Origin of the sequence: Paraburkholderia phytofirmans (assembly GCF_046028095.1) — a bacterium.
Lineage (GTDB): Bacteria > Pseudomonadota > Gammaproteobacteria > Burkholderiales > Burkholderiaceae > Paraburkholderia > Paraburkholderia phytofirmans_A.
Genome location: NZ_JAQQDJ010000007.1, coordinates 347,781 through 373,312, shown reverse-complemented (window position 1 = coordinate 373,312; position 25,532 = coordinate 347,781). Strand labels below are relative to the sequence as shown.

At 63.0% G+C, this 25,532-nt stretch carries 24 protein-coding genes and 1 tRNA gene; 9 read left to right on the top strand and 16 right to left on the bottom strand.

Annotated features, from left to right (window positions below):
* Window positions 1-54: 54 nt before the first annotated feature.
* From PQR54_RS21765 to PQR54_RS21755, 3 genes are all read right to left on the bottom strand, one after another.
* Entirely contained in the window at window positions 55-684 is a 630-nt protein-coding gene (locus PQR54_RS21765) for a TetR/AcrR family transcriptional regulator (RefSeq protein WP_408249216.1), read from the bottom strand.
* A gap of 209 nt (window positions 685-893) precedes the next feature.
* On the bottom strand, window positions 894-1,091 hold the full coding sequence (locus tag PQR54_RS21760; RefSeq protein ID WP_408249214.1) for a hypothetical protein: 198 nt from the start codon (window positions 1,089-1,091) through the stop codon (window positions 894-896).
* Between the two features lie 307 nt (window positions 1,092-1,398).
* Window positions 1,399-2,178 (bottom strand): DeoR/GlpR family DNA-binding transcription regulator, encoded by a 780-nt coding sequence (locus PQR54_RS21755; RefSeq protein ID WP_408249212.1) that lies wholly within the window; start codon window positions 2,176-2,178, stop codon window positions 1,399-1,401.
* A gap of 352 nt (window positions 2,179-2,530) precedes the next feature.
* On the opposite strand from PQR54_RS21755, the gene ggt reads away from it, so the two are divergent.
* From ggt to PQR54_RS21735, 4 genes are all read left to right on the top strand, one after another.
* Window positions 2,531-4,168: a gamma-glutamyltransferase gene (ggt, locus tag PQR54_RS21750; protein WP_408249210.1), complete on the top strand. Its 1,638-nt coding sequence runs from the start codon at window positions 2,531-2,533 to the stop codon at window positions 4,166-4,168.
* A gap of 189 nt (window positions 4,169-4,357) precedes the next feature.
* Window positions 4,358-5,731 (top strand): MFS transporter, encoded by a 1,374-nt coding sequence (locus PQR54_RS21745; RefSeq protein ID WP_408249208.1) that lies wholly within the window; start codon window positions 4,358-4,360, stop codon window positions 5,729-5,731.
* Window positions 5,732-6,079: 348 nt separating this feature from the next.
* Window positions 6,080-6,907 carry a ferritin-like domain-containing protein gene (locus PQR54_RS21740; RefSeq protein ID WP_408249206.1) on the top strand — a complete coding sequence of 276 codons (828 nt, stop codon included), beginning with the start codon at window positions 6,080-6,082 and terminating at the stop codon, window positions 6,905-6,907.
* 103 nt (window positions 6,908-7,010) lie between these two features.
* Window positions 7,011-7,535, top strand: a complete 525-nt coding sequence (locus tag PQR54_RS21735; protein WP_408249204.1) for a hypothetical protein — start codon at window positions 7,011-7,013, stop codon at window positions 7,533-7,535.
* Between the two features lie 132 nt (window positions 7,536-7,667).
* Here PQR54_RS21735 and PQR54_RS21730 read toward each other — a convergent pair whose 3' ends face one another.
* The 4 genes from PQR54_RS21730 to PQR54_RS21715 form a co-directional block, all read right to left on the bottom strand.
* Window positions 7,668-9,215 carry a DEAD/DEAH box helicase gene (locus tag PQR54_RS21730; RefSeq protein WP_408249202.1) on the bottom strand — a complete coding sequence of 516 codons (1,548 nt, stop codon included), beginning with the start codon at window positions 9,213-9,215 and terminating at the stop codon, window positions 7,668-7,670.
* A gap of 213 nt (window positions 9,216-9,428) precedes the next feature.
* Window positions 9,429-10,049: a PAQR family membrane homeostasis protein TrhA gene (gene trhA, locus PQR54_RS21725; protein WP_012434269.1), complete on the bottom strand. Its 621-nt coding sequence runs from the start codon at window positions 10,047-10,049 to the stop codon at window positions 9,429-9,431.
* A 197-nt stretch (window positions 10,050-10,246) separates the two neighbouring features.
* Window positions 10,247-11,545, bottom strand: a complete 1,299-nt coding sequence (locus tag PQR54_RS21720; RefSeq protein WP_408249200.1) for a c-type cytochrome — start codon at window positions 11,543-11,545, stop codon at window positions 10,247-10,249.
* A gap of 21 nt (window positions 11,546-11,566) precedes the next feature.
* Window positions 11,567-12,298: a c-type cytochrome gene (locus tag PQR54_RS21715; RefSeq protein WP_012434267.1), complete on the bottom strand. Its 732-nt coding sequence runs from the start codon at window positions 12,296-12,298 to the stop codon at window positions 11,567-11,569.
* A gap of 390 nt (window positions 12,299-12,688) precedes the next feature.
* On the opposite strand from PQR54_RS21715, the gene copC reads away from it, so the two are divergent.
* Window positions 12,689-13,066 carry a copper homeostasis periplasmic binding protein CopC gene (gene copC / locus PQR54_RS21710; protein WP_408249198.1) on the top strand — a complete coding sequence of 126 codons (378 nt, stop codon included), beginning with the start codon at window positions 12,689-12,691 and terminating at the stop codon, window positions 13,064-13,066.
* On the top strand, window positions 13,063-13,992 hold the full coding sequence (locus tag PQR54_RS21705; RefSeq protein WP_408249196.1) for a CopD family protein: 930 nt from the start codon (window positions 13,063-13,065) through the stop codon (window positions 13,990-13,992). Before copC ends, PQR54_RS21705 begins: the two co-directional genes overlap by 4 nt.
* A 196-nt stretch (window positions 13,993-14,188) precedes the next feature.
* Here PQR54_RS21705 and PQR54_RS21700 read toward each other — a convergent pair whose 3' ends face one another.
* The 3 genes from PQR54_RS21700 to dgoD form a co-directional block, all read right to left on the bottom strand.
* The gene (locus PQR54_RS21700) at window positions 14,189-14,419 is read right to left on the bottom strand and encodes a YodC family protein (RefSeq protein WP_408249195.1); all 231 of its coding nucleotides are present in this window, start codon (window positions 14,417-14,419) and stop codon (window positions 14,189-14,191) included.
* 13 nt (window positions 14,420-14,432) lie between these two features.
* Window positions 14,433-14,735, bottom strand: a complete 303-nt coding sequence (locus PQR54_RS21695; RefSeq protein WP_408249193.1) for a hypothetical protein — start codon at window positions 14,733-14,735, stop codon at window positions 14,433-14,435.
* 289 nt (window positions 14,736-15,024) lie between these two features.
* On the bottom strand, window positions 15,025-16,173 hold the full coding sequence (dgoD, locus tag PQR54_RS21690) for a galactonate dehydratase (RefSeq protein ID WP_012434262.1): 1,149 nt from the start codon (window positions 16,171-16,173) through the stop codon (window positions 15,025-15,027).
* Between the two features lie 233 nt (window positions 16,174-16,406).
* On the opposite strand from dgoD, the gene PQR54_RS21685 reads away from it, so the two are divergent.
* Window positions 16,407-17,084, top strand: coding sequence for a FadR/GntR family transcriptional regulator (locus PQR54_RS21685; RefSeq protein ID WP_408249266.1), 678 nt, complete (start codon window positions 16,407-16,409; stop codon window positions 17,082-17,084).
* A 58-nt stretch (window positions 17,085-17,142) separates the two neighbouring features.
* Here PQR54_RS21685 and PQR54_RS21680 read toward each other — a convergent pair whose 3' ends face one another.
* Window positions 17,143-18,681, bottom strand: a complete 1,539-nt coding sequence (locus PQR54_RS21680) for a DHA2 family efflux MFS transporter permease subunit (RefSeq protein WP_408249191.1) — start codon at window positions 18,679-18,681, stop codon at window positions 17,143-17,145.
* 136 nt (window positions 18,682-18,817) lie between these two features.
* Here PQR54_RS21680 and PQR54_RS21675 point away from each other — a divergent pair, with 136 nt between their 5' ends.
* The gene (locus tag PQR54_RS21675) at window positions 18,818-19,261 is read left to right on the top strand and encodes a MarR family winged helix-turn-helix transcriptional regulator (protein ID WP_408249189.1); all 444 of its coding nucleotides are present in this window, start codon (window positions 18,818-18,820) and stop codon (window positions 19,259-19,261) included.
* A gap of 129 nt (window positions 19,262-19,390) precedes the next feature.
* On the opposite strand, the gene PQR54_RS21670 is transcribed toward PQR54_RS21675, so the two are convergent.
* The 5 genes from PQR54_RS21670 to PQR54_RS21650 form a co-directional block, all read right to left on the bottom strand.
* Window positions 19,391-19,741, bottom strand: coding sequence for a hypothetical protein (locus tag PQR54_RS21670; RefSeq protein ID WP_408249187.1), 351 nt, complete (start codon window positions 19,739-19,741; stop codon window positions 19,391-19,393).
* 94 nt (window positions 19,742-19,835) lie between these two features.
* Window positions 19,836-19,912: transfer RNA gene (locus tag PQR54_RS21665), tRNA-Met, on the bottom strand.
* Window positions 19,913-20,001: 89 nt separating this feature from the next.
* Complete coding sequence (locus PQR54_RS21660) at window positions 20,002-21,660, bottom strand: MFS transporter (protein WP_408249185.1); 1,659 nt, start codon at window positions 21,658-21,660, stop codon at window positions 20,002-20,004.
* A 217-nt stretch (window positions 21,661-21,877) separates the two neighbouring features.
* Window positions 21,878-23,425 (bottom strand): sensor histidine kinase, encoded by a 1,548-nt coding sequence (locus tag PQR54_RS21655; protein WP_408249183.1) that lies wholly within the window; start codon window positions 23,423-23,425, stop codon window positions 21,878-21,880.
* Window positions 23,426-23,434: 9 nt separating this feature from the next.
* Window positions 23,435-24,217 carry a response regulator gene (locus PQR54_RS21650; RefSeq protein WP_408249181.1) on the bottom strand — a complete coding sequence of 261 codons (783 nt, stop codon included), beginning with the start codon at window positions 24,215-24,217 and terminating at the stop codon, window positions 23,435-23,437.
* Window positions 24,218-24,448: 231 nt separating this feature from the next.
* Here PQR54_RS21650 and recA point away from each other — a divergent pair, with 231 nt between their 5' ends.
* Entirely contained in the window at window positions 24,449-25,525 is a 1,077-nt protein-coding gene (recA, locus tag PQR54_RS21645; RefSeq protein WP_012434255.1) for a recombinase RecA, read from the top strand.
* Window positions 25,526-25,532 lie beyond the last annotated feature (7 nt).

Genomic DNA, 25,532 nt, shown 5'->3' with positions numbered 1-25,532 from the left:
GTTCGCTTGCTTATCGCTATTCGTTGAACGTGTCCGCTTCAGTGCAGTCGGCAGTTAGCCGCGCTGCGCTTGCGCGCCCCGCCATAACATGCGGCGAATTTGCGCGAACACGGCTTCGCGGGTCGGCGCGTTATCGGCATTGGCAGGTTGCTGCGCCTGGGGCATCGGCAACTGATTAGCCAGCGCCAGCATGGTGAAGCCGTGCAGACTCGCCCAGTACGCGTAACCGATCAGCTGCGGATCGCCTTCCAGAATGCCCGCGGCTACGAGCCGCTCGAAGTGCTCGCCGAGCATGCGCCACGCGCGCTGTGAGGCGGCGGCAAGTTCCGGATAGACGCTTGCCTTCTGAGCCAGATCGAACATCAGCCGATAGGCGTGCGGTTCGTCGAGTGCGAACGCCACGTAGGCTTCGCTCACCACAGAGTGGTCCGTTTCCGGGGCGGTCCTCGCGGCCGCTTCGAGGCGCGCCGCGAAGCGATTGAACGCCGCGGCGCGCACCATCGCGAGAATCTCGTCCTTGTCGCGGAAGTAGCGGTAGGGCGTCATGGCGCTGCAACCCAGCTCTCTTGCCAGTTCACGCATCGTCACGCCTTCGGCGCCACGGGTCGCAAATGCATTCTCGGCCACGCGCCGCATGGCTTCGCGGAATTGCTGGATGTCGTCGGGGGAGAGGGTTTTGGGCATGCGCAAGGGCAGAAAGTCCGTCGCGTCAATTTACTGTGTAAATGATTTGGGCACAACAAAGCGGGCGCCGGACGGCGTCCTGCTTTTCACACGAAGAGAAAGATTTCACTGTAGCAAGAGCGCGTGTGATCAAACACGGCGCGTGCGCCGTCACGACGCCGGACGTCAACCGCTCTGTCCGGCCGCAAGACGCAATGAAATCAGCAAAATTAGGAAAGACGCTTGATGGCCCGCAATGCGCTGTCGCCGCTTTCAGTCACGCTCCATTGTTCGTTGCCCGACGCGAGCCGTTCGAGTTGCACCAACTGGCGTTCCAGCAGTGCGTCGAGTTCTTCTCGCTCCATATCGACCTGGTTCGGAGCATCCTTGACGAGCAACAACGTGGCGAATTCATGCGGACTTAGCATTGTTCTCTCCATGTCAAGCAAACGCGGACGGCCTTGCCGGCGACTGGCTCGTGCCAGTGAAGTCCGCAAAGAATCAGGCGGGAGGTGCGGCTCAAACGACAGTTTCACGCAACCGGCGCTACGCAGAATGCGGAAAAGTACGCCGGGGAACTGGAGTGTAGTCAACCGCACGTTAAACACCAAATCGGCCCCAGTAAATTCTCCCTTTGACAATTGGGTGCGTGAGAGGCGGTTAGGAGCCGCGGCCAGATCCTTGATTTCACTCGAAGTTTCGCGTGCGCTGCAACATGGCGAAAAACGCCTGTCGTCAGTCGGCGATATACACCTGGCAGTTGGCGGCTGTGAGCGTTTCGGTCATCTCGGCGGGCGGTGCGATGTCCGTGAACAACGCATCGATCTGATCGAGATGGCCTTGGCGAACCAGCGCCGGGCGGCCGAATTTCGAGTTGTCGGCGGCGAGGAAAACGGTGCGCGCGTGTTGGATGATCGCCTCGGCCACGCGCACTTCGCGGGTGTCGAAATCGCGTAGCGTGCCATCCGCTTCAATGCTCGACGTGCCGATGATCGCGAAGTCCACCTTGAACTGCCGGATGAAATCGATCGCGAGTTCGCCGACGATCCCTTTGTCCCACGGCCGCACGATGCCGCCCGTCACCAGCACCTCGCAATCCGGATAGCCGCTCATCATGCTGGCGACGTTCAGGTTGTTGGTGATCACGCGCAGGCCGCGATGGCGGTTGAGCGCGCGCGCCACTTCTTCGGTGGTGGTGCCGAGGTTGATAAAGAGCGACGCCTGATCGGGAATGTGAGTGGCCACTAACGCCGCGATGCGCCGCTTCTCGTCATGGAACATGCGCTGACGCGCCGTATAGGAGACGTTTTCGGAACTGGTCGGCAGACTTGCGCCACCGTGATAGCGGCGCAGCAGGTTCATATCGGCGAGCCAGTTGACGTCGCGGCGGATCGTCTGCGGCGTCACGTCGAAGTGGGCCGCGAGGTCGTCCACGGTCACGAAGCCGTCGCGTTGCACCCACTCCAGCAGTTCCTGTTGCCGGGCATTGAGAGTCAGGCGGGGGTCTCGGGTCATGTGTCTCGGTGCGTGGGTTTTTTGTCCGCGTTGCCCGCCGCCGGCGCGCCAGGCTGAGCCGGTAAGCGAGTGTTGCGTGAATGGGGTGAGCGTATTGTAAGACCATCGCGCGCCTTGTCTGCCAACTCGTGCGACATGCATAGGACACGAGACGACGATCCGCGGACTCATTCAGGCCAATTACGCATTTATTCATTTGATAAATGAATTTGTTTTTTGGGCCGGATCACGATGCAATCCGAGATTCCGCGGTTGATTCAAGCTTCACCCCGTCTCACCCCGCGTTTGATCTGTTTTCCAATGGTTTCCGGCGGTTTCCGCATGCCGGGCCGCGCTTTCGAGAGTGTTCGACATGACTGGCTTCAACTGGCAAAACCCTTATCCGACACCGCGTCTGCCTGTATTCGCGCGCAACATCGTTTCGACTTCGCATCCGCTCGCGGCGCAAGCCGGACTGCGCATGCTGTGGAAAGGCGGCAATGCCGTCGATGCGGCGATCGCGGCGGCCGCCGCCATCACCGTGGTCGAGCCGGTCTCGTGCGGGCTGGGCGGCGACGCGTTCGCACTGGTGTGGGACGGCAAGAAGCTGCATGGCCTCAACGCGTCGGGCGTCTCGCCGGCGGCGTGGAATGTCGACTACTTCAAGCGCAAGTACGGCGAGGAAAACGGTCTGGCGAAGCAACCGAAACGCGGCTGGGACGCGGTGACGGTGCCCGGCGTGATCGCCGGCTGGGAAGCGCTGCATCAGAAATTCGGCACGCTGCCGTTCGCCGACCTGATGGAGCCGGCCATTGAAATCGCCGAGCGCGGTCACGCGGTGGCGAGCATCGTCGCTTATAAATGGGCGGCCGCCGTGCCGGAATTGAAGGACCTGCCGGGCTTCGCGCAAACCTTCATGCCGCGCGGCCGCGCGCCGGAAGTGAGCGAGCTGGTGCGCTTTCCCGGCCATGCAAAAACGCTGCGCAAGCTCGCCGAACAAGGCCCGCGCGCGTACTACGAAGGCGAGATCGCCGAGCAGATCGCAGCGTTCGCGCGCGAAGGCGGCGGCGCGCTGACGCTCGACGATCTGCGCAACTACAAAGCGGATTGGGTCGAGCCGATCGGCAAGGATTATCGCGGCTACACGGTCCACGAGATTCCGCCGAACGGGCAGGGCATCGCTGCGCTGATCGCGCTGGGCATCCTCGAAAAATTCGATGTGAAGGAGCTGGCGGTCGACAACGTCGAGTCGCAGCACTTGCAGATCGAAGCCATGAAGCTGGCCTTCGGCGACGTCTACCGCTACGTCGCCGATCCGCGCTCCATGGAAGTCACGCCGGAGCAGATGCTCGACGACGCGTACCTCACCTCGCGCGCCAAACTGATCGATCACAAGCGCGCCACGCAGTTCGACTTCGGCATGCCGAAGGCCGGCGGGACCATCTACATGTCGGTGGCCGACGAGCGCGGCATGATGGTCAGCTTCATCCAGTCGAACTACATGGGCTTCGGCTCGGGCATCGTGGTGCCGGATAGCGGCATCGCCATGCAGAACCGCGGCTGCGGTTTCTCGATGGACCCGAAGTCGCCGAACGTGGTGGAAGGCGGCAAGCGGCCGTTCCACACCATCATCCCGTCGTTCCTCACGCAGCAGGTGAACGGCCAGCAGGAAGCGGTGATGAGCTTCGGCGTGATGGGCGGCGACATGCAGCCGCAAGGCCATCTGCAATCCATCGTGCGGATGCTCGACTACGGTCAGCAGCCGCAAGCCGCATGCGACGCGCCGCGCTGGAAGGTCAATCGCGATTTCACGATCGACATCGAATCGACGCTCGATCCGAAGACCGCCGAGGCCTTGCAGAAACTCGGCCACACGATCAAGTCGGTCGACGATCCGTATATGGACTTCGGCTCCGGCCAGTACATCTGGAAGCTCGATCGCAACGATCCGGAGCGCGGCTATGTGGCGGCAAGCGATAGCCGCCGTGACGGGCTGGCCGCGGGGTTTTAGGCAAGCACCCAAGCGCCAGGGCGAGGCGCCGCTCGAGGCTGCGCTTCGCTGGGTGCGCGGGCGAATGCGCGGGCATCGCCCGCTGCGCGCTAAAGGCATCGCACAGATCAAATACACCGGTTGCCGACGGCGCTCGCTTCCCGCGCGCCAGGCATCAGGCATCGAGCATCCGACAGAGCAGGAGACATCATGCAGACCCACGCGTCGCCTTCGGCGACAGCTTCCCCTCATTCCGCGCACGCGCCGCTTTCCAAAGCGATGGTGCGGCGGATCGTGTTTTCGTCGTCGGTCGGCAATGCGCTCGAGTGGTTCGATTTTCTGGTCTACGGCTACTTCGCGACCATCATCGCCAAAGAGTTTTTCCCGATGCAGGACGAGTGGCTCTCCACACTGCTCGCCATCGCCACCTTCGGCATCTCATTTCTGATGCGGCCGCTGGGCGCGGTCGTGCTCGGCATCTACGGCGACCGCAAGGGCCGCAAGGCGGCGCTGACGCTTGCGATTGCGCTGATGATGGTCGGCACCTTCACGATGGCGGTGATGCCGCCGTATGCGTCGATTGGAATTGCCGCGCCGATCCTGATTCTGCTCGCGCGGCTCGTGCAAGGATTTGCGGTGGGCGGTGAGTTCGGCAGCGCGACCGCTTTCATGGTCGAACATAGCGCGTCGCGCCGCGGCTATTACGCGAGTTGGCAGTTCGCGAGCCAGGGCCTTGCCGCGATTACGGCCGCCGCGTTCGGCTCGTTGTTGACCGCGTGGATGCCGCCCGCGCAACTGAATGACTGGGGCTGGCGCCTGCCGTTCGTGTTCGGTTTGCTGGTCGGCCCGGTGGGCTACTACATCCGTTCGCACCTCGACGAGACCCCGGAGTTCCTTGCGCTGCGCGAGGCGCGTGAGGTGCGCGACGCGGCCGGCGCTCGCTCGACCGCAAGCGAAGAGAAGGACGCGTCGTTCGCCAGCCAGTGGGTCAACCTGCTGCTCGCGGTCGGCATCGTCGCGCAATCCACGGTCGGCGTCTATGTACTGCAGCTCTACATGCCGATGTACGCCGTCAAGCAGTTGCACATGCCGGCGGCGGCGTCGTTCGGCGTGGTGGTGCTGAACGGCGGCCTGCAATTCCTGCTCTCGCCGGTGATGGGCGCGTTGTCCGATCGCATCGGCCGGATTCGCATCATGCTAACCACGTCAATTCTGATGGGCACGCTGATCTATCCGATGTTCGCGCTGCTGCAGTCTCATCCGACCATCGGCTGGCTGCTCCTTTTGCAGGGCACGGCGGGAATCTTCAAGGCGGCTTATTCCGGGCCGATGCCCGCATTGATGTCCGAAATCTTTCCGACGCAGGTGCGCTCGACGGGTCTTTCAATCGGTTACAGCATTGGCGTGACGATCTTCGGCGGCTTCGCGCCCACGATCGTCGAGACGTTCATTCATTTGACCGGGGACAAACTTGCGCCAAGTTACTACGTGCTGATTGCCGCGGTGCTGTCGGGTCTTTCGCTCGTGGTCGTGGCTTGGCGCATGCGCCGCGTGCGTCTGACGCAAGGCGTTCAGATCGCCTGATCGCGAGCCTTGCGCCGCTGATTCAAAGCGCCGCCATGCCCGTCAAACCTGACTGACGAGCGATCGTCACAGATTCAAGCCAGCTCTTCGAGCTGGCTTTTTTTGTGCCTCGCGCGCCGCGCCATTGTCCGACCGAATGATTCGACTACCACGCCATTGGAACTGCGGCGGCTCGGCATGGTCTGTGCTGGGTTATCTGCAGAGTTGCGAAACACCGACTAAGATGCAGGATACAAGGGGTTAACTCTAATTCAAGGCGCTGTATCAGACACGGCGGACCGGCCCGGCCGAGAGCGGGCGGTTTCGAGCATGCTCCGCGAGTCGATACAGCTTTCGGAGCAAGACACGATGCACACAGAGCTGAACCATGTCATGCCCTGGCGGATCGAGGACATCGACCTCACCCGCATTGATCGGCAAAAGGCCGTCGCCAACGAAGATTTGCTGCTGTTGCTGTGCGCGTCTTCGTTTATCGAAAGCGGCTCCGATTTGTACACCAGCAATCTGAGCACTTTCTTTAACGGCGATCCTGAAGTTTCGGCCTGGCTCAACCAGGAGTGGGAGCCGGAAGAACTGCAGCATGGCCGCGCGCTCAAGACGTATATCGCTTACGTGTGGCCCGAATTCGACTGGGACACGGCGTTTCGTAATTTCATGGAAGAGTATTCGCTGACGTGTTCAGTGGAGGACTTCGAAAAGACCCGTGCGCTCGAGATGGTCGCGCGCTGCGTGGTGGAAACCGGCACGGCGACCTTGTATCGCGCGATCGGCGAGTGCTCGGACGAGCCGGTGCTCAAGCAGATCACCGACAACATCCGCACCGACGAAGTCCGTCACTACAAGCACTTTTTCAAGTACTTCAAGAAGTACAACAAGATCGAAGGCAACGGCAGGCTTGCCGTGCTCGGCGCGCTCATGCGCCGCGTGCTGGAGATCAAGAACGAAGACTCGGAGATCGCCTTGCGCCACGTCTTCGCGACTCGTTATCCGGAGCGCGTGCACGACTCGACTTATAACCGCGAGCGCGCGGCGCGGATCAATGCGCTGGTGCGGCGCAATCTGTCGGCCGACATGTGCGTGAAGATGCTGCTCAAGCCGCTCGATCTGCCGGCGCGGATTCAGCCCGGCGTGCATTACCCGCTCGCTAAGATCACGCAGCATGTGTTCTTCCGCTGATCGCCTGGCGTGAAGCGCCGGTGTTGCGAATGGCCCGCTTATGCGGGCCATTTGCGTTTCAAGGCATGATGCAGGCTGGCTCACTTTTCTTCCCATCGACATCATGAGCGATTCCCCCGCAGCCGAACGTCCAGTCGAACAGACCGTGTTCGATGAATGGCCCGATACCGTGCGCGCGTTGTTCGACGGTTCGTCGCTGGCGAGCAAGACGGGTTTCACCGCGTCGCTGCTGAGCGTCGATACGAATGGCCATGTGCGCACGTCGCTGCTCGGCGTCGGCGAGTTATACGCGCCTGATTCGCGCACGTTATGCATCGCGTTGTGGCCGCAAGCGAGGGCGACGCGCGCGATCGCGCAAAGCGGACGGGCAGCGCTCACCTTTGTCTGCGACGAGGGGTTCTATCAGGTGCAGTTGCTCATGACGCCGTTAGCGAGCGTCGCGGGCGATGCCAGCGGGCTCGTCTATCTGCACGGTTCGATCGATACGGCGGAGGCGCAAAGCGTCCGTTATGCGCGCCTGACGAGCGGCATTACGTTCGAACTGGAAGGGGAGGGAAAGACGGTGCTCGATCGATGGGAACAGCAGATCGAGCACCTGAAGCAGGCGGCTGCCGCGGCGGGCCGGTAGTTCTCACTGCGAGGACAACGGCCGGCACAGGCGAGCTTTGTGTGGCGTAGCGGGCCGCGCTGGCCGCTGCTGCTAGCCGGTCGTCCTTAGCGCAACGACAGCGGCCAGCAAGCGCGTGCCGAGCTTTGAAGCTTAACGGCCGCGCTGACCGCTGCGCGTGGGCTGACCACCGCGCGGCGCGTCGTTGCGCGGCTTGGCGCCGCCCAGCAACGCACCCGGATTGCCGCCTTGCGGTTTCGCGGCTTGCGGCTTGCGCGGCGCATGCTGCGCGGCGCTGCCCTCATGCGCAACGGCGCGCGGCCGGTCGTCGTGACGCTGACCGTCGCGACGCGGCTGGCCGCCATTGCCGGCCGGCTTCGCGCCTTGCGGCTTCGGCTGCTGTTGACCGTTCGCCGGGCGTTGACCCGAGCGTTGTGCCGGTTTCGCCGAACCTGCGCCATCGCGTTTCGGTGCGCCTTGACCCTGACGCGGCGAACGACCACCACCGCCGCCGCCACCCTGGCCGCGACGCAGAATCGGTTCCGGCTTCGCAGTCGGGTCCGGCTCGAAACCGGCGATCACTTCCTGCGGCACCGGACGCTTGATCAGCTTCTCGATGTCCTTCAACAACTGCAGTTCGTCGACGCACACCAGCGAGATCGCTTCGCCCGTCGCGCCTGCACGCCCCGTGCGGCCGATGCGGTGCACGTAGTCTTCCGGCACGTTCGGCAGATCGTAGTTGACCACGTGCGGCAGTTGGTCGATATCGATACCGCGCGCGGCGATGTCGGTCGCGACCAGCACCTGCAGCGTGCCGTCCTTGAACTCGGCGAGCGCGCGTGTGCGGGCCGACTGGCTCTTGTTGCCGTGAATCGCCAGGGCGCTGATGCTGTCCTTGGTCAGTTGCTCGGCAAGGCGGTTGGCGCCGTGCTTGGTACGCGTGAACACCAGCACCTGAAACCAGTTGTGCTGCTTGATCAGGTGCGTGAGCAGTTCGCGCTTCTTGTCGCGGTCCACCGGGTGAATCTTCTGCGCGATCGTTTCGGCGGTCGTGTTGCGGCGCGCGACTTCGATCAGCGCCGGCGAGTCGAGCAGATTGTCGGCGAGCGTCTTGATCTCGTCTGAGAAGGTGGCCGAGAACAGCAGGTTTTGCCGCTTCGGCGGCAGCTTCGCCAGCACGCGCTTGATGTCGTGGATGAAACCCATGTCGAGCATTCGATCGGCTTCGTCGAGCACGAGAATCTCGAGATGCGACAGGTCGATGGTCTTCTGCTGCATGTGGTCGAGCAAACGGCCCGGCGTCGCGACGACGATATCCACGCCGCTGCGCAACGCGCCGATCTGCGGATTGATGCCGACGCCGCCGAACATCACGGTCGACTTCAGCTTCAGATACTTGCCGTACGCGCGCACGCTTTCTTCGACCTGCGCCGCCAGTTCGCGCGTAGGCGTGAGGATCAGCGCGCGTACCGCGCGCTTGCCCGAGCCGGTCGTCACGGCGGGCATGGTGTTCAGACGTTGCAGGATCGGCAACGTAAAGCCGGCGGTTTTGCCGGTGCCGGTTTGCGCGCCGGCCAGCAGGTCGCCGCCGTTGAGCACGGCGGGAATCGCTTGCGTCTGGATCGGAGTCGGAGTGGTGTAGCCGAGTTCGTGTACAGCGCGGACCAACGGTTCGGACAAGCCGAGGGAATCAAAAGACATAAAAGATCTTTGCAATGCAGTTTCGCGAACGGCACACATGGGCACAGGCAGGCATAAATGCCGCATGAACACACCCGCTTGGCGTGTTCGAGGCCGAAGCCCAGTTCCGTTCGCAGAGAAATCGGCGGCACGCGCGAAACGCGTGCCGGATGCTTCAACGCGCTATGCAGACACGTTGACTGGCCTTAAGTTGCATTTCGCCGCCGTGGGGTGTCATGCGACATAGCGCGCGACACTGACGAATTGACACAGACTGCCCGCCAGTACGAACAGGTGCCAGATACCATGTCCATGCCGGATGCGCTCGTCGTTGATGAAGAAGTAGATGCCGACGCTGTAGATGACTCCGCCGGCCACGAGCCAGGCGGTACCCGCTGCCGGTAAGGCTTCAACCAGCGGGCGGACGGCAACGAGCGCGAGCCATCCCATCAGGACATACAGCACCATCGAAACGCTGCGGGTGCGTCGCCCCAGCGTCAATTCCTGCACGATGCCGAGAGCGGCAAGCCCCCAGCTTACGCCGAATAGCGACCAGCCCCATGGTCCGCGCAAGGTGACGAGCGTGAACGGAGTGTAGCTGCCGGCGATCAGCAGGTAGATCGCCGAATGGTCGCATTTCTGCAGAACCGCCTTCGCGCGCGGATTGCGCACGCTGTGGTAAAGCGTCGAGATAGCATACAGCACGAACAGCATCGCACCGTACACGCTGAAGCTGACCACCTTGTACGCGTCGCCGTCGAGCGCGCCCATCGTCACGAGCGTTGCAAGACCCGCCACCGACAGTACGGCGCCGACGAGGTGGGTAATGCTGTTAAAACGCTCCCCGACATGCACGATTCTTATCTCCTGCCCAGTTTCACAAGCGCCCCCAGACCTGTCGCTTCGCGCCAGGCCCCCCGCGGGGGTGAGAAAACCTGGGGCGGCCCGGCGTTTTCTCAGGGTAACTACTGCCCCTATGATACCGGTCCTTCAAAAACGAAGGGCGCGGCCGCGAATTTCGCAGGCCGCGCCCCGTGTGCAACGAACGCTGCTTAGTCGAGCGGCGCCGAACGCAGATCGGACACTTGCTGCGGCGACACAGCCGTACCGTGGTTGCCCCACGACATACGGATGTACGTCACAACCGCCGCGACTTCCTGATTCGACAGTGCTTGTGCGAACGGCGGCATGCCATACGGATGCGGGTTGGCATCCGTGCTCGGCGGGTAACCGCCGTTCAGCACCATACGGATCGGGTTGACCGCCGACGGCATCTGAATCGACTGGTTGTTCGCGAGCGGCGGGAAGGCCGGCGGCATGCCGAGGCCATTTTCCGCGTGGCACTTCGCGCAGTTGTCAGCGTAGATCTTCTGACCTTGCTTCAACAGTTCGCCGCCGAACTTTTCCGACGTTTCGAGCTGCAGCGGTTCAGGCGCTTCGCTCTTCTGCGGAATCGTCTTCAGGTACGTGGCCATCGCGTTGATGTCCGCATCCGACATGTACTGCAGGCTGTTGTGAACCACTTCAGCCATCGGACCGAACACGGCGCCGCGGTTCGACACGCCGGTCTTCAGCAGATCGGCGATGTCTTTGGTTTCCCAGTCGCCGAGGCCGGCTTCCTTGTTCGACGTGAGCGACGGTGCGTACCAGTTCTGCAGCGGGATCAGGCCGCCGGCGAACGCCGCCGAGCTGACCGGGCCGCCCATGGCGTTGATCGACGTGTGGCACATGCCGCAATGGCCGAGGCCTTCGATCAGGTAAGCGCCACGGTTCCATTCGACCGACTTGGTCGGATCCGGCTTGTACTCGCCTTCACGGAAGAACAGCGTGCGCCAGCCGATCAGCATGTTGCGCTGGTTGAAGGGGAATTTCAGTTCGTGCGGACGGCTCGGCACGTTGACCGGCGTGACCGAACGCAGGTACGCGTAGATCGCGTCCGAGTCGGCGCGCGTGACCTTCGTGTAGCTGGTGAACGGGAAGCCCGGATACAGCAGGCTGCCGTCTTTCGAACGGCCGGTGTGCATGGCGCGATAGAAGTCGTCCTGCGTCCACTTGCCGATACCGTACTGGTCGTCAGGCGTGATGTTCGGCGTGAACATCGTGCCGAACGGCGTGGCCATGGGCAGACCGCCGGCGAACTGCTTGCCGCCGCGCACCGTGTGGCAGGCGATACAGTCGCCGGCGCGGGCGAGGTACTCGCCTTGCTTGATCAGCGCGGCCTGGTCGGCAGGCGTTGCCGCCATGGCCGTGCCGTTATGCAGGTGGTCGTCGCCCGACCACAGGACGGGAACGAGTGCGGCAGCCGCAACGACGACGACTGCCGAGAGGGCGAACAAAGACTTGCGTTTCATTTGAGTGTCTCTCCCGGTGCCTTATTGCGGTTCGCTGCCGCAGGCAAGCGGAGTCTTCATCGAGCGGGCTGGAGCCGGCACGGGGTTTTGTGGGGCCTGTTGCGTGGAAAGCCAGGCGGCAACGGCGTTCACGTCTTCGTCGGTCAGACGCGTGGCGATGGTGTGCATGCAATCAGGCGCGATGGCATGGCGCGAGCCCGAGCGCCATGCGCCGAGCTGCGCGCTGATGTAGTCGGAGTGCAGGCCGACCAGACCCGGAATAGCGGGTTGCATACCGGTCAAGGTCTTGCCGTGGCAGGCCGCGCAAGCCGGAATCTGCTTCGAGGCGTCGCCGTTCAGCACGATCTGCTGGCCGCGCGCGAGCGTGCTCGACGACACCGTCGGCTTGGCCGGCGGCGGATACGGAGGACGCTGTTGCGAGAAATACGTGGCGATCTGATGAAGGTAGTCGTCCGAGAGATACGTGACGAGGTAGTTCATGGGCGGGTACTTGCGGCGCCCTTCGCGGAAGTTCTGTAGCTGGTTGTACAGATAGTCGGCCGGCTTGCCCGCGAGGCGAGGGAAGTAGTCGTTGTCCGTACCTTGGCCGTGCGTGCCGTGGCAGGCCGTGCAGCCTTGCACGCGCGCTTCCATGGTATCGGGGGCTTTCGGTTGAGTCTGCGCTTTCGCAGCGCTATAAACGCCCGCGGAGCCGATCAGCAGAAGGGCGAGCAACGGGCGGAAAATGCGTCTTGAAGACACGCGTAACTCCATCAAAATCGGGGACCTGACCGAACTTCGAGCGGCTCGGTGTGAAGGGCAGCCGGCGCTGCGGCGACGCAGCATTCTATCATCGAAGGGTGATGATGACTATTTGGCACATTAGAGAAGGTTCCGGCTGTCACAGCCATGCGACAGTTTGACGCGCACAAGCGTTTCACGCTGCCTAACTGTTATCCCAAATTTGTCTGCGCGATCAACGGCGCAAGCCTCGAGCCTGGGCGATCTATCCATAAACCAGGTTGAACCGACGCCCGCACGAACCATCGAAGCGTACACTTCCGGGCGCGCCGGACTGGGTCCGGCCTCGCTGCCGCCTCGTTCCGGCCTCGACGTGTCCGGTCCGACGCCCACTGTTTCCTGATCATCCGCTATCGGCCTTAAATGAAGCTACTTAATTTTTCCCGTCCGGCATTGCGAGCGTCGATGTTCGGCGCCGCGGCGCTGCTTGTGACGTCCACGGCATTCGCCCACGCGCATCTGAGCTCGAGCGAGCCGGCGGCCAACGCCGAAGTCGCCGCGCCCTCCGAAGTGGCGATTCATTTCACCGAGCCGCTCGAACCGGCTTTCAGCAAGATCGCGCTTGCCGACACCAGCGGCAAGGCGGTCGCGCCCGCTGAGTCGCAGGTCGACAAGCAGGACGCCAGGGTCATGCATCTGCCGCTGCCGCAGTTGAGCGCCGGCCGCTACGCGGTGCACTGGATCGCGGTAGCCACGGACGGCCACCGTACCCAAGGCGACTTTGCGTTTATCGTCAAATGAGCATCGACGGACTCTGGATCGGGCAGGTCGCCATGGCCGCGCTCATGAACGTCGCGTTTGCGTTTGCCGTCGGTTCGGCGTTGCTCGGCGCGTGGCTCGCGAAGGACGCCCAGCAGAAGATCTCGCCCGCGCGCCTCGCCTGGTTGCGCGCGCAACGCTCGATGCTGACGGCCACCGTCGTGCTGGTGCTCGCGGATCTCGGCTGGCTGCTGTATCAGGCGGCGTCGATGAGCGGCGTCGGCTTGCCGGCCGCCATCGGCGTGGTGCCGACCGTGTTGACGCAAACCCATGTCGGTTACGGCTGGAGCCTTGCGTTTGCCGGCGCGCTGGTGCTGCTCGGCACGGCCATGGCCAGTCATACGGGCATGCTGCGCAATGCGCTCCTGTGGCTCGCGGTGGTCGCGATCGCCGCCGGCAAGGCGTCGCTGGGTCACGCGGCGGATGCCGGTCCGGCCTCGGCCGCGATCGCCATGCAAACGCTGCATGTGCTCGTCACCAGCGTGTGGGGCGGTCTGGCGATGGCGGCGGGGCTCGCGGTGCTGCCGGCACTCGGCACCTCGACCGCGCGCGGTATGTTGATCCGCACGGCCACGCAGGTGTCGAACGTGTCGGTGGTGGCGGTTGCGCTCGTGCTGCTCTCCGGCATCTTCAACGCGGTGCGCGGTTCGGGTGGTTCGTTCGAGGCGATTGAACTGAGCACGTGGGGACATGTGCTGATGCTCAAGCTTGCGCTGGTCGCGCTCGCGCTCGTGCTCGGCGGACTCAACCGCTTTCTGGCGCTGCCGCGCCTGCGCCGCACCGCCTCGACAATGGATGCCCACACCTTCGTCAACGTGCTGTATCTGGAAGCGCTGGCGATGATCGGCGTGTTCGTCGCGGCGGCCGCGCTGTCGCATAGCGTGCCGGCGTTCGCCGCGCTCGGCTGACGGCGTGGCGCGAGGTCGTGGCGAGTCGAGCGACATGACGGGCGGCATCTGAACCGCAATCGCGTCCGCAATGGTTCAGGTCCGTAACGTCTCGCAAGCGCGACATCGGCCACATAAAAAAGCGCCGCACAGCAAAAGCGTGCGGCGCAATACACACGGTCGCCTGGCGGTGGCCAGCAAGCCGTTACTACACTTTTCAGGCGGCCAGCACGCCGCTCGTCCGCTCCAGGGTCTCCTCCGGAAACATCTCCTGCTGCAACTCGCCGGCATCGCTAAACCACTGGCAGATCAGCCAGTTGCCCGGCGCGAACAGCACCGGGCCGCTCCAGGTGACGGTCATCGGGCGGCCGCCTGACTTGAGTTTCAGGACGTCACCCTCGCGAAACGCGGGTTTTGGCCGCCTCATGAGCCGCTTGGCCAGTTGCATGGCGAGGCGCCGCTTATTCGAAACCGAGCCGATGGCCGAGGATCGGCGCGCAAAAGAGCGCGATGGCGCAGCCCGCGGCTTTGCCTTCCAGTTCGGCGCCCGCGGCGCGCGAGCCGTACATATGCGTCAGCAGATCGAATAGTTGCGGCAGGCAGTACACCACCGCGGCGCCGATGAAGCATTTCTCGACGACCGAGATGCGCCAGCCGCGTTCGAATGCGAGTGCCGCGCCGATGACGCGCAGCACGCCGAACACCACCAACGCGCCGACGGCGGCCTGTTCGCGGAGCAGATAGTCTGGAAGGAACTCGCCCATGATTTTCCCCGATGCATTTGTCGTTTGAATGCATTTGAGCAAGGAGCGGGCCATGTTTCTGTCTGATGCCGAACGGACGGCTTGAAAACCTTTCTGGACAAGGCTTTGCGGGGATGCGTGCGGGTCTGGGAAGAGCGCGATAAACGCGCGTTCGTGCCGGTTCGGTCCGGGATGTTACGTTACTGCGACGGCCCACGCGTCACGTCACCGTAACGCGCGGGCCGCGTCGGCGGAGCGGCCGTCGACGCAAACAAAAACGCCGCCCCACGGGCGACGTGCCTTCACGCACTTACCATTCAGCGACGCTGCCATCCTCATGGCGCCATACCGGATTGCGCCAGCGGTGGCCGACCTTCGCCATCTCCCGCACTTTCTCTTCGTTGACCTCGATGCCGAGGCCTGGGCCTTGCGGAATCGACACGAAGCCGTCTTCGTATTTGAAGACTTCCGGGTTCTTGATGTAGTCGAGCAGGTCGTTGCCCTGGTTGTAGTGGATGCCGAGGCTCTGTTCCTGGATGAACGCGTTGTAGCTCACTGCATCGATCTGCAGACAGGTCGCCAGAGCGATCGGCCCGAGCGGGCAATGCAGCGCGAGCGCGACGTCGTAGGCTTCCGCCATCGACGCGATCTTGCGGCACTCGGTAATGCCGCCCGCGTGCGACGCGTCCGGCTGAATGATGTCGACGTAGCCGCCCGACAGGATGTGCTTGAAGTCCCAGCGCGAATAAAGACGCTCGCCCAATGCGATCGGCGTGTTCGTCTGATTGACGATATCGCGCAACGCTTCGGCGTTCTCCGACAGCACCGGCTCTTCGATGAAGAGCAGCTTGTACGGGTCGAGTTCTTTCGCCAGTACCTTGGCCATCGGCTTGTGCACGCGGCCGTGGAAATCCACGCCGATGCCGATGTTCGGTCCGACCGCTTCGCGCACGGCCGCCACGTTGTTGATGACGCCTTGCACCTTGTCGAAGGTGTCGATGATCTGCAACTCTTCCGAGCCGTTCATCTTCACGGCCTTGAAGCCGCGCTCGACCACGGCGCGCGCGTTGTTGGCCACGTCGCTCGGACGGTCGCCGCCGATCCACGAATACACCTTGATCTTGTCGCGCACCTGGCCGCCGAGCAGCGCGTGAATCGGCACGCCGTGATGCTTGCCCTTGATGTCCCACAGCGCCTGGTCGACGCCGGCGATCGCGCTCATGGTGATCGGGCCGCCGCGATAGAAGCCCGAGCGGTACATGACCTGCCAGTGGTCTTCGATCAGAAGCGGGTCTTTGCCGATCAGGTAGTCGGACAGTTCTTCCACGGCGGCCGCCACCGTGTGCGCGCGGCCTTCGACCACCGGCTCGCCCCAGCCGACGATGCCCTCGTCGGTTTCGATTTTCAGGAAGCACCAGCGCGGCGGAACGATGAAGGTTTCGAGCTTGGTGATTTTCATGGTGTGCGTCTCCTGGCGCTTGGCTGCCTGCGAACTGTTTCGAGGATTCACATGCTACAACAAAATCGCATTTAAGTACTATTAATAGTACTATTGGCCAGATAGTGGCAGGACCCGCGTCTCGGCATGGTGTTGTCGGAGCAGTGATCTCACGGTTGAGATGCCGGATAATCGCGCTCGGTTCGGCCTCTGTTCCCCTATCAATAGCGCCGCATGGCCGCTAGGAGAAAGCTATTCAGCACGATCTGCATGGGCGTGTCGCCCATCGGCTGGCGACCGCGATTCTGCGCGGCGACTATGCGCCTGATTCGATCCTGCCGCGCGAAGCGGAGTTGATGGAGACGTTCGGCGTGAGCCGCACGGTGTTACGCGAGGCGTTGCGCACTTTGACTTCGAAAGGCCTGATCGAATCGCGTCCGCGCGTGGGGACGCGCGTGCGTCCGAAACGCGCGTGGAATCTGCTCGATGTCGATGTGCTCGACTGGTACTCGCGGGTGGCCGAGCCGATGGCGTTTGCGCTCAACCTGCAGGAAATGCGCGAGATGATCGAGCCGTATGCCGCGAGTCTGGCGGCGGCTTCATATACAGACGACACCTTCTACGCGCTCGCCGCGTCTCATGAAGCGATGGTGGCGGCGCGCAATGTCGACGAATGGGTGCGTGCCGATCTGCGGTTCCATTTGAGCGTGCTGACCGCGTGCAGCAACGAATTGCTGATTCCGCTCGGCACGCTGATCGAGCGCACGCTCGAAGCGCAACTGCGCCTGAATGCGAAACGCGCGGATGTGTTCAATGCGTCGCTGGCCGAGCATACGGCGGTGTTCGAAGCGATTCGCGATCGCGATCCGGCGGCGGCGCGGGCGGCGATGGCGGCACTGTTGGGAGTGACGCGCGGACGGATTGAAGGTTAGGCGCAGGTGTCGCGTGCAACCCCGCTGCGATGGCGACTAGCCGGTTCGGCGCCGCGTCTCAATCCATTGCGGCATGCGCCACCGACGCGTCCGCCGCCTTATGCGCGGGTCGGATCAACAGCAGAAGCGGAATAACCAGCAGCGTCGCCATGAACATCAGCTTGAAGTCGTTCAGATACGCGATCATCGACGCCTGCTGCGTGATCGACGCGTTCAGCGCGGCCATGTCGTAATTCGAGCCGCTATTGAGCATCGGCTGGACGGCGGGATTGAAGGGCGTGATATTGGCCGCGAGGTCCGCATGCGAGACCTGCGTGTTACGCGTCATCAGCGTTTGCACGATCGAAATGCCGATGCTGCTGCCGATATTGCGCATCAGGCTATAGGTCGCGGTGCCGTCCGCGCGCAGCTCCGGCGTGAGCGTCGAGAAGGTCAGCGCGCTCAGCGGCACGAACACGAGCCCAAGCCCGAAGCCCTGAATCACGCCGGGCCAGACAATGTCCGACTCCGACAGCACGATCGTGTAATGCATCATCTGCCATAGCGCGAAGGCCGAAATCAAAAAGCCGGCGAGCAGCAGAAGCCGTGCGTCGATTCGCTTCAGCAGGCGCCCGGCGAACAGCATGGCGACCATCGTGCCCGCGCCGCTCGGCGCAGTGACGAGGCCGGTGGTCGCGACCGGATAATTCATCAGGTTCTGCAGCATGGGCGGCAGCAACGCGCGCGTCGCGTACATCACCGCGCCGATCACGAAGATGAAAAACGTCCCCGTGGCGAAGTTCGGGTCCTTCAGCAATTCGTATTTGAAAAACGATTTCTTGCCGACCGTGGCCGTGTGCACGAGGAAAAACGCGAAGCTGATGGCCGCGAGCAGCGCCTCGATGACGATTTCGTTCGAGCCGAACCAGTCGAGTTGCTCGCCGCGATCGAGCATGGCCTGCAATGCGCCGATGGCGAGACCCAGCGTGGCGAAGCCGAACGCGTCGAACTTCGCGTCGTGTTTCGGCTCGCGCGCGGGCAGGAAGGTCGCCACGCCGAATAGCGCGAACGCGCCGATCGGCACGTTGATGAAAAACACCCAGCGCCAGTTGTAGCTGTCGGTGAGCCAGCCGCCGAGCGTTGGCCCGAGAATCGGTCCGACCATCACGCCCATGCCCCACACGGCCATGGCCTGTCCTTGCTTCTCGCGCGGGTTGATGTCGAGCAGGATGGACTGCGACAGCGGCACCAGCGACGCGCCGAAAATCCCCTGCAGCAAACGCGACGCGACGATCTGCGTGAGCGTCTCCGACAAGCCGCACAGCGCCGACGACACCGTGAAGCCGCCGATCGCGAAGATCAGCAGACGCTTGACGCTCAGCCGGTCGGACAGCCAGCCGGTGAGCGGCGTGGCGATCGCAGCGGCAACGATATACGAGGTCAGCACCCACGTGATTTCATCCTGCGACGCGGACAGCGTGCCCTGCATATGCGGCAGCGCCACGTTGGCGATCGTGCTGTCGAGCGTCTGGATCAACGTCGCCAGCATGATCGAGACGGTGATCATCGGGCGGTTGAGCGGCGCGGCGGCGCCGGCCGCCGGGGTGTCGGAAGACATGAATGAGCGGGTTCGTCGATATAGTAAGCATGCTTAGTATATCGGTTGCGCGCGGTCCCGCCATCGGGAATTATGCGGAGCCTGAATTGCGCCCGTTTCAACGCTGAAAAACGAAGGCCTTTCGTATAATCCGCGCATGAAAACCCAACTCGATGAGCGCTTCGGCTTTCTGATTTCCGACGTCGGCCGCCTGACAGGCAAGCGTTTCGACGACCTCGCGAAGTCGTCGGTCGACTTGACGCGCGCGCAGTGCCGCGTGCTGGCCTATCTCGCGCACTACGGCGACACCAATCAGGCGCGGCTCGCGGACCTGCTCGAGGTCGCGCCGATCTCGGCGGGTCGTCTGCTGGATCGGATGGAGGAGGGAGGCTGGATCGAGCGGACGGCCAATCCGCAGGACCGCCGCGAGCGCCAGGTGCACATGACGCCGAAGGCTGAGCGCACGCTCGGCAAAGCGCGCAAGGTCGGCGACGAAGTCGCGCTCGAAGCGCTGAACGGCTTCACCGATGATGAGGCGAAGCAGTTGATCGCGTTGTTGCAGCGGGTGCGCGGCAATCTGAGCCGGTTGGTGGATCGGTGATGGGCGGCCCGCGGTTAATTGAGCGGGGGTGTTGACTGCGCCGGCACCGGCCTCAAGCCGTAGCTTCGCAGTCTGAAGGTCGGCGCAGTACGTGCGGTTGACGGCGCGTTTAGGCGCGCCGCGTGCCGACTATTTCGACTCGGGCGTCCCCGATACTCCCGACGGCGGCACCAACTCGAAACATGCCGGCGGCGCGACTGACGTTCTCGCTTTTGCGTCGGTCTGCTGCGGGTCGATACATTTGAATGCGCTCTGATCGCGCTGGACGAAAATCGTGTCGGCCAGGCCCGCGCTGCCATGAGCGCCATTTACGACAGCGACGATTTTGTAGCCGTCCTGCAGCAGCGTGGATAGCGTGGTCGCGCTGGTGCGCCACTGGCTGTCCGGCGATGTCTGAGCCTGAGCGGCGAATGCGGCAGTGCCGCTGAGAAACGCGATGGAAGCGGTAGCCACGGCAAGCGCGGCGGTGCGGAACGTCATCAAGAAACCTCCTTGAAGTTGCTGTAGTTGCAGTTCGGAAAGCCAAAACAAAAAAGCCGCTGAACCTTGCGGATCAGCGGCTTTTTCTTGCAACTGGTGGCGAATCAGGGACTCGAACCCCGGACCTGCGGATTATGATTCCGTCGCTCTAACCAACTGAGCTAATTCGCCGAAAGAAGCGAGATTATGCGGATGGCGCCGAAGGCTGTCAACCCCCGGCGCACAACTTTTTCAAGAAGCCGTTCCGTCCATCGCCCGCGTCAATCTTTCGCGTAGATGTCCGAGTCCTTGGTCTCCCGGACAAACAGCATGCCGATCACAAACGTGACGAGCGCGATCACGATCGGATACCACAGCCCCGAAAAGATATTGCCCTTCGCCGCCACGATCGCGAAGGCGGTGGCCGGCAGAAAGCCGCCGAACCAGCCATTGCCGATGTGATACGGCAGCGACATCGACGTATAGCGGATGCGCGTCGGGAACATCTCCACCAGCATCGCCGCGATCGGGCCGTAGACCATCGTCACGTAGATCATCATGATCGTCAGGATCACCACGGTCATTGGCCAGTTGATCTGCGTGGGATCGGCCTTCGGCGCATAACCGGCGGTCTTCAGCGTCGTCGCGAGGGTCTTGTCGAACGCCTTGCCTTGATCCTTGGCGTCCGCGGCCTTGCCGTCATACGTGTTGATCACCGTATCGCCGACCTTGATCTCCGCCAGCGTGCCCGCCGGCGCGGCGACGTTCTCGTAGTTCAAACCGGCCTTCGAGAGCGCGCTCTTGGCGATGTCGCAGGAACTCGTGAACTTCGCGGTGCCGACCGGGTTGAACTGGAACGAGCACTCGTCCGGATTCGCGATCACGACGATCGGTGCCTTTGCGGTTGCCGCTTCCAGTGCCGGGTTGGTGTAGTGCGCCAGCGCCTTGAACAGCGGGAAGTACGTACACGCGGCGATCAGCAGGCCAGCCATGATAATCGGCTTGCGGCCGATGCGATCCGACAGCGAGCCGAAGAACAGGAAGAACGGCGTGCCGATCAGGAGCGCGATCGCGATCATGATGTTGGCGCTGCTGCCGTCCACCTTCAGCGTCTGCGTCAGGAAGAACAGCGTGTAGAACTGGCCCGTGTACCAGACCACGGCCTGGCCGGCGGTAAGGCCGATCAGCGCGAGAATCACGATCTTCAGGTTCTTCCACTGGCCGAAGGCTTCGGTCAGCGGCGCCTTGGAGGTCTTGCCTTCGGACTTGATGCGCTCGAACACCGGCGACTCGTGCAGTTGCAGACGAATCCACACCGACACGGCCAGCAGAAGGATCGAGACGATGAACGGAATGCGCCAGCCCCAGTCGCCGAACGCATCCTCACCCATTGCCGTGCGCACGCCGAGAATCACCAGCAGCGACAGGAACAGGCCGAGCGTGGCGGTCGTCTGGATCCAGGCCGTATAGAAGCCGCGGCGTCCCGCCGGCGCATGTTCGGCCACGTAGGTGGCGGCACCGCCGTACTCGCCGCCGAGCGCGAGGCCTTGCAGCATCCGCATCGCAATGAAGATCACGGGCGATGCGAAGCCGATCGACGCGTAGCCCGGCAGGAAGCCGACCAGGAACGTCGACAGGCCCATGATCACGATCGTCACGAGGAACGTGTACTTGCGCCCGACCATATCGCCGAGCCGCCCGAACACGATCGCGCCGAATGGCCGGACCGCGAAGCCGGCCGCGAAGCTGAGCAGCGTGAAGATGAAGGCGGCTGTCGGATTGACGCCGGAGAAGAAGCTCTTGCTGATGAAGGCCGCGAGCGAGCCGGCCAGATAGAAGTCGTACCACTCGAAAACCGTACCCAGCGACGATGCGAAGATCACCCGCTTCTCTTCGCGCGTCATCGGCACGTGCGAAATTTGCCCGCCAACGGTAGCCATATGTCGTCTCCAATATTGATATGCACGCGGTTCGCCGGTAACGGCGTTCCCGTGAAACCGATTATTGGAGTGGAAACTTACGGCGTACTGACGTGGCGGGGTGAAATTGCAGTTCAGCGCATGTTGTGGGTTTTCGCCCAACACGCGCCTATCTGCCGCCAAATCTGCCTAATTTACGCTCAACGTATCTCAATATTGAGTCGGTAAATTGGCGCGTTCAAGTCGCGTTAGGGTAAGTCCCGCCCCGTTCATGCACATGCAAACTGACGCGTACGAGCGTGCCGGCAAGGCGCGGCGAAGTTTGATAGACGTTGTCGTCGATCGTCAGCTCGCCGCCGTGCATGGTCGCGATCTCGCGGACAATCGCAAGTCCGAGGCCGCTGCCGTCACCTTCGCGGCCGAGAATCCGGTAGAAACGCTCTATTACCCGCGAGCGCTCGGCGACCGGAATGCCGAGCCCGGTGTCCTCGACTTCCAGATGGACGAGCCGCGCTGTCGCGTCATGCCGCACTCTGACGGTGATGCGCCCGCCCGGCGGCGTATAGCGGATGGCGTTGTCGATCAGATTCGACAGCATTTCGCGCAGCATGACCGGATTGCCGTCCACTTCGACGGGTTCTTCAGGCGCTTCGTAGCCCAGATCCATTTGCTTGGCGAGCGCCGCCTGGACCCAGTCGCGCACTGCGTTGCGCGCGACCTCCGTCACCTCGACCGGCGTGAAAATCTGGCCTGACATGCGGTTCTCCGCGCGCGCCAGCGCCAGCAGTTGCGTGACGAGCCGCGCGGCATGCTCCGAACTGGTGGCGATCTGCTCGAGCGAGCGGTGCACTTCCGCGGAAGCGTCCTGACGCAGCGCCAGCTCGGCCTGCGTGCGCAGGCCGGCAAGCGGCGTTTTCATCTGATGCGCGGCGTCGGCGATAAAGCGCTTTTGCAGCTCCATGTTCTGTTCGAGACGTGTCAGCAGATCGTTGAACGAGGTCACGAGCGGCTCGATTTCCGGCGGCGCGCGGCGCGCCTCGAGCGGCGACAGGTCGTCCGGGCGGCGCGCGCGGATATGCGCCTGCAGCGCGTGCAGCGGCGCGAGGCCGCGCGAGAGTCCGAACCACACCAGCAGGATCGCGAGCGGCAGTATCACGAACTGCGGCAGGATCACGCCTTTGATGATGTCGTTGGCGAGCTGGCTGCGTTTGTCGAGCGTTTCGGCGACCTGCACCAGCACGGGTTGCGCGCCGGGCGTCTGCGGGAACTCGACGGTCGTGTAGGCGACGCGGATATCGTTGCCGCGCAGCACGTCGTCACGAAATTCGACGAGACCCGGCTGCGGCCGGTCTTCCTCGTGCGGCAGCGGCATGTCGCGCTCGCCGCCCACCAGTTCGCCGCGCGTGCCGAGCACCTGATAGAAAACGCTGTCCACGTTGTCCGCGCGCAGAAAGTCGCGCGTGGAGTCGGGCAGCGTCAGTTCCGCCACGCCGTTCACTGGATGAATCTGGCGGGCCAGCACGTAGGCGTCGGTTTCCAGTGCACGGTCGAACGGGCTGTTCGCGATCGACTTGGCGACCAGATAGGTGACCGCGAGACTCATCGGCCAAAGCAGCAGCAGCGGCGCCAGCATCCAGTCGAGAATCTCGCCGAACAGCGAGCGCGGGCGCGCTTGGGCGGCGGCTTCGGTTTCGTCGGGCGGAGCGAACGGATTGGCGTAGCGCTCGTCGCGCGCCTCGTCGAGGTCCGCCGCGTGCGCCGTAGCGCGGTCTGCGCGTGCGGACATGGGTGTCTTCTATTTGTAGTGATGGCTCGCCGGCATCGCGCCGGACGGCGGCGAGGCGGGCGGTTCGGGCTCGGCGGGCGGGGACGTGGTCATGGCGTTCGTGCTCGCGCTCACGCTCGCCGGCGAGGCCGCTTTCTCGAGGCAATAACCAAGACCGCGCACCGTGATGATGCGCACGCCGCTCGGCTCGATTTTCTTGCGCAGGCGATGCACGTAGACCTCGATCGCGTTATTGCTGACTTCCTCGCCCCATTCGCACAGATGATCGACGAGTTGTTCCTTCGAGACGAGCCGGCCGATCCGCTGCAGCAGCACTTCGAGCAAACCCAGTTCGCGCGCCGACAGATCGATTACCTGCTCGTTGACATAGGCGATCCGGCCGACCTGGTCGAACGACAGCGAGCCGTGCCGCACGACCGTCGGGCCGCCGCCGGCGCCGCGCCGCGTCAGGGCGCGCACGCGTGCTTCGAGTTCGTTCAGCGCGAAGGGTTTGGCCATGTAGTCGTCGGCGCCGAGGTCGAGCCCCTTGACGCGTTCGTCGACGCTGTCCGCGGCGGTCAGGATCAGCACCGGCATATTGGAATTGCGCGCGCGCAGGCGGCGCAGCACCTCCAGACCGGACATGCGCGGCAGGCCGAGATCGAGGATCAATAGGTCGAACGTCTGCATTGACAAGGCGGTATCCGCCTCCACGCCGCTCTTTACGTGATCGACGGCATAGGCCGATTGGCGGAGTGATCGAACCAGACCGTCCGCGAGTATGCTGTCGTCTTCGGCAATCAGAATTCGCATGGTGCGCCAGCCTGGCTTGCCGGCACCGTGGGGGTGGCCCCCGGCGCACAGCGGTCTCCGAAAATATTGTGGGTAGTTGGGCAGCGCGACGGTAAAAATGCGCGTTCGCATGAGAATCGTGCTTGCCAAAACTACTGTTTTTTTATACAGTGTCTGGGTTTCGTGTGCTGTCCTTTCAAAGTGGGCTGCACATCTGCCTCAGACGCCGTTCATCATAGCAAAGGACGATTCATGGAAGAAAGCAAGAAAGGCTCGGCTGGACTGACGGCTGAAAAGAGCAAGGCACTCGCTGCCGCACTCGCACAGATCGAAAAGCAGTTCGGCAAAGGGTCGGTCATGCGGCTCGGCGCAGGTGAGGCGGTCGAAGATATCCAGGTGGTCTCAACCGGATCGCTCGGCCTCGACATCGCGTTGGGCGTCGGCGGTTTGCCGCGTGGCCGTGTGGTCGAAATTTATGGTCCGGAATCGTCCGGTAAAACCACGCTGACGTTGCAGGTCGTCGCCGAAATGCAGAAGCTCGGCGGCACGGCAGCGTTTATCGACGCGGAACACGCGCTGGATATCCAGTACGCGGGCAAACTCGGCGTGAACGTGAACGAGTTGCTGGTTTCGCAGCCGGATACCGGCGAGCAGGCGCTCGAAATCGCCGACGCACTCGTGCGCTCGGGCTCGATCGACATGATCGTGATCGACTCGGTCGCGGCACTCGTGCCGAAGGCTGAAATCGAAGGCGAAATGGGCGACTCGCTGCCGGGTCTGCAAGCGCGTCTGATGTCGCAAGCGCTGCGCAAGCTCACCGGCACGATCAAGCGCACGAACTGCCTCGTGATCTTCATCAACCAGATCCGCATGAAGATCGGCGTGATGTTCGGCAACCCGGAAACCACTACCGGTGGTAACGCGCTGAAGTTCTACGCGTCGGTGCGTCTGGACATTCGCCGTATCGGTTCGATCAAGAAGAACGACGAAGTGATCGGCAACGAAACGCGCGTGAAGGTGGTGAAGAACAAGGTGGCTCCGCCGTTCCGCGAAGCGATTTTCGACATTCTTTACGGCGAAGGCATTTCGCGTCAGGGCGAAATCATCGATCTGGGCGTGCAGGCCAAGATCGTTGACAAGGCCGGCGCGTGGTACAGCTACAGCGGCGAACGTATCGGTCAAGGTAAGGACAACGCGCGTGAATTTCTGCGCGAAAATCCGGACATCGCTCGCGAGATCGAAAACCGTATCCGTGAATCGCTGGGCGTGAACGCCATGGCTGAAGCCGTGACCGGCGCAGCCGCTGAAGTCGCGGACGAAGAAGAGTAACCATCAC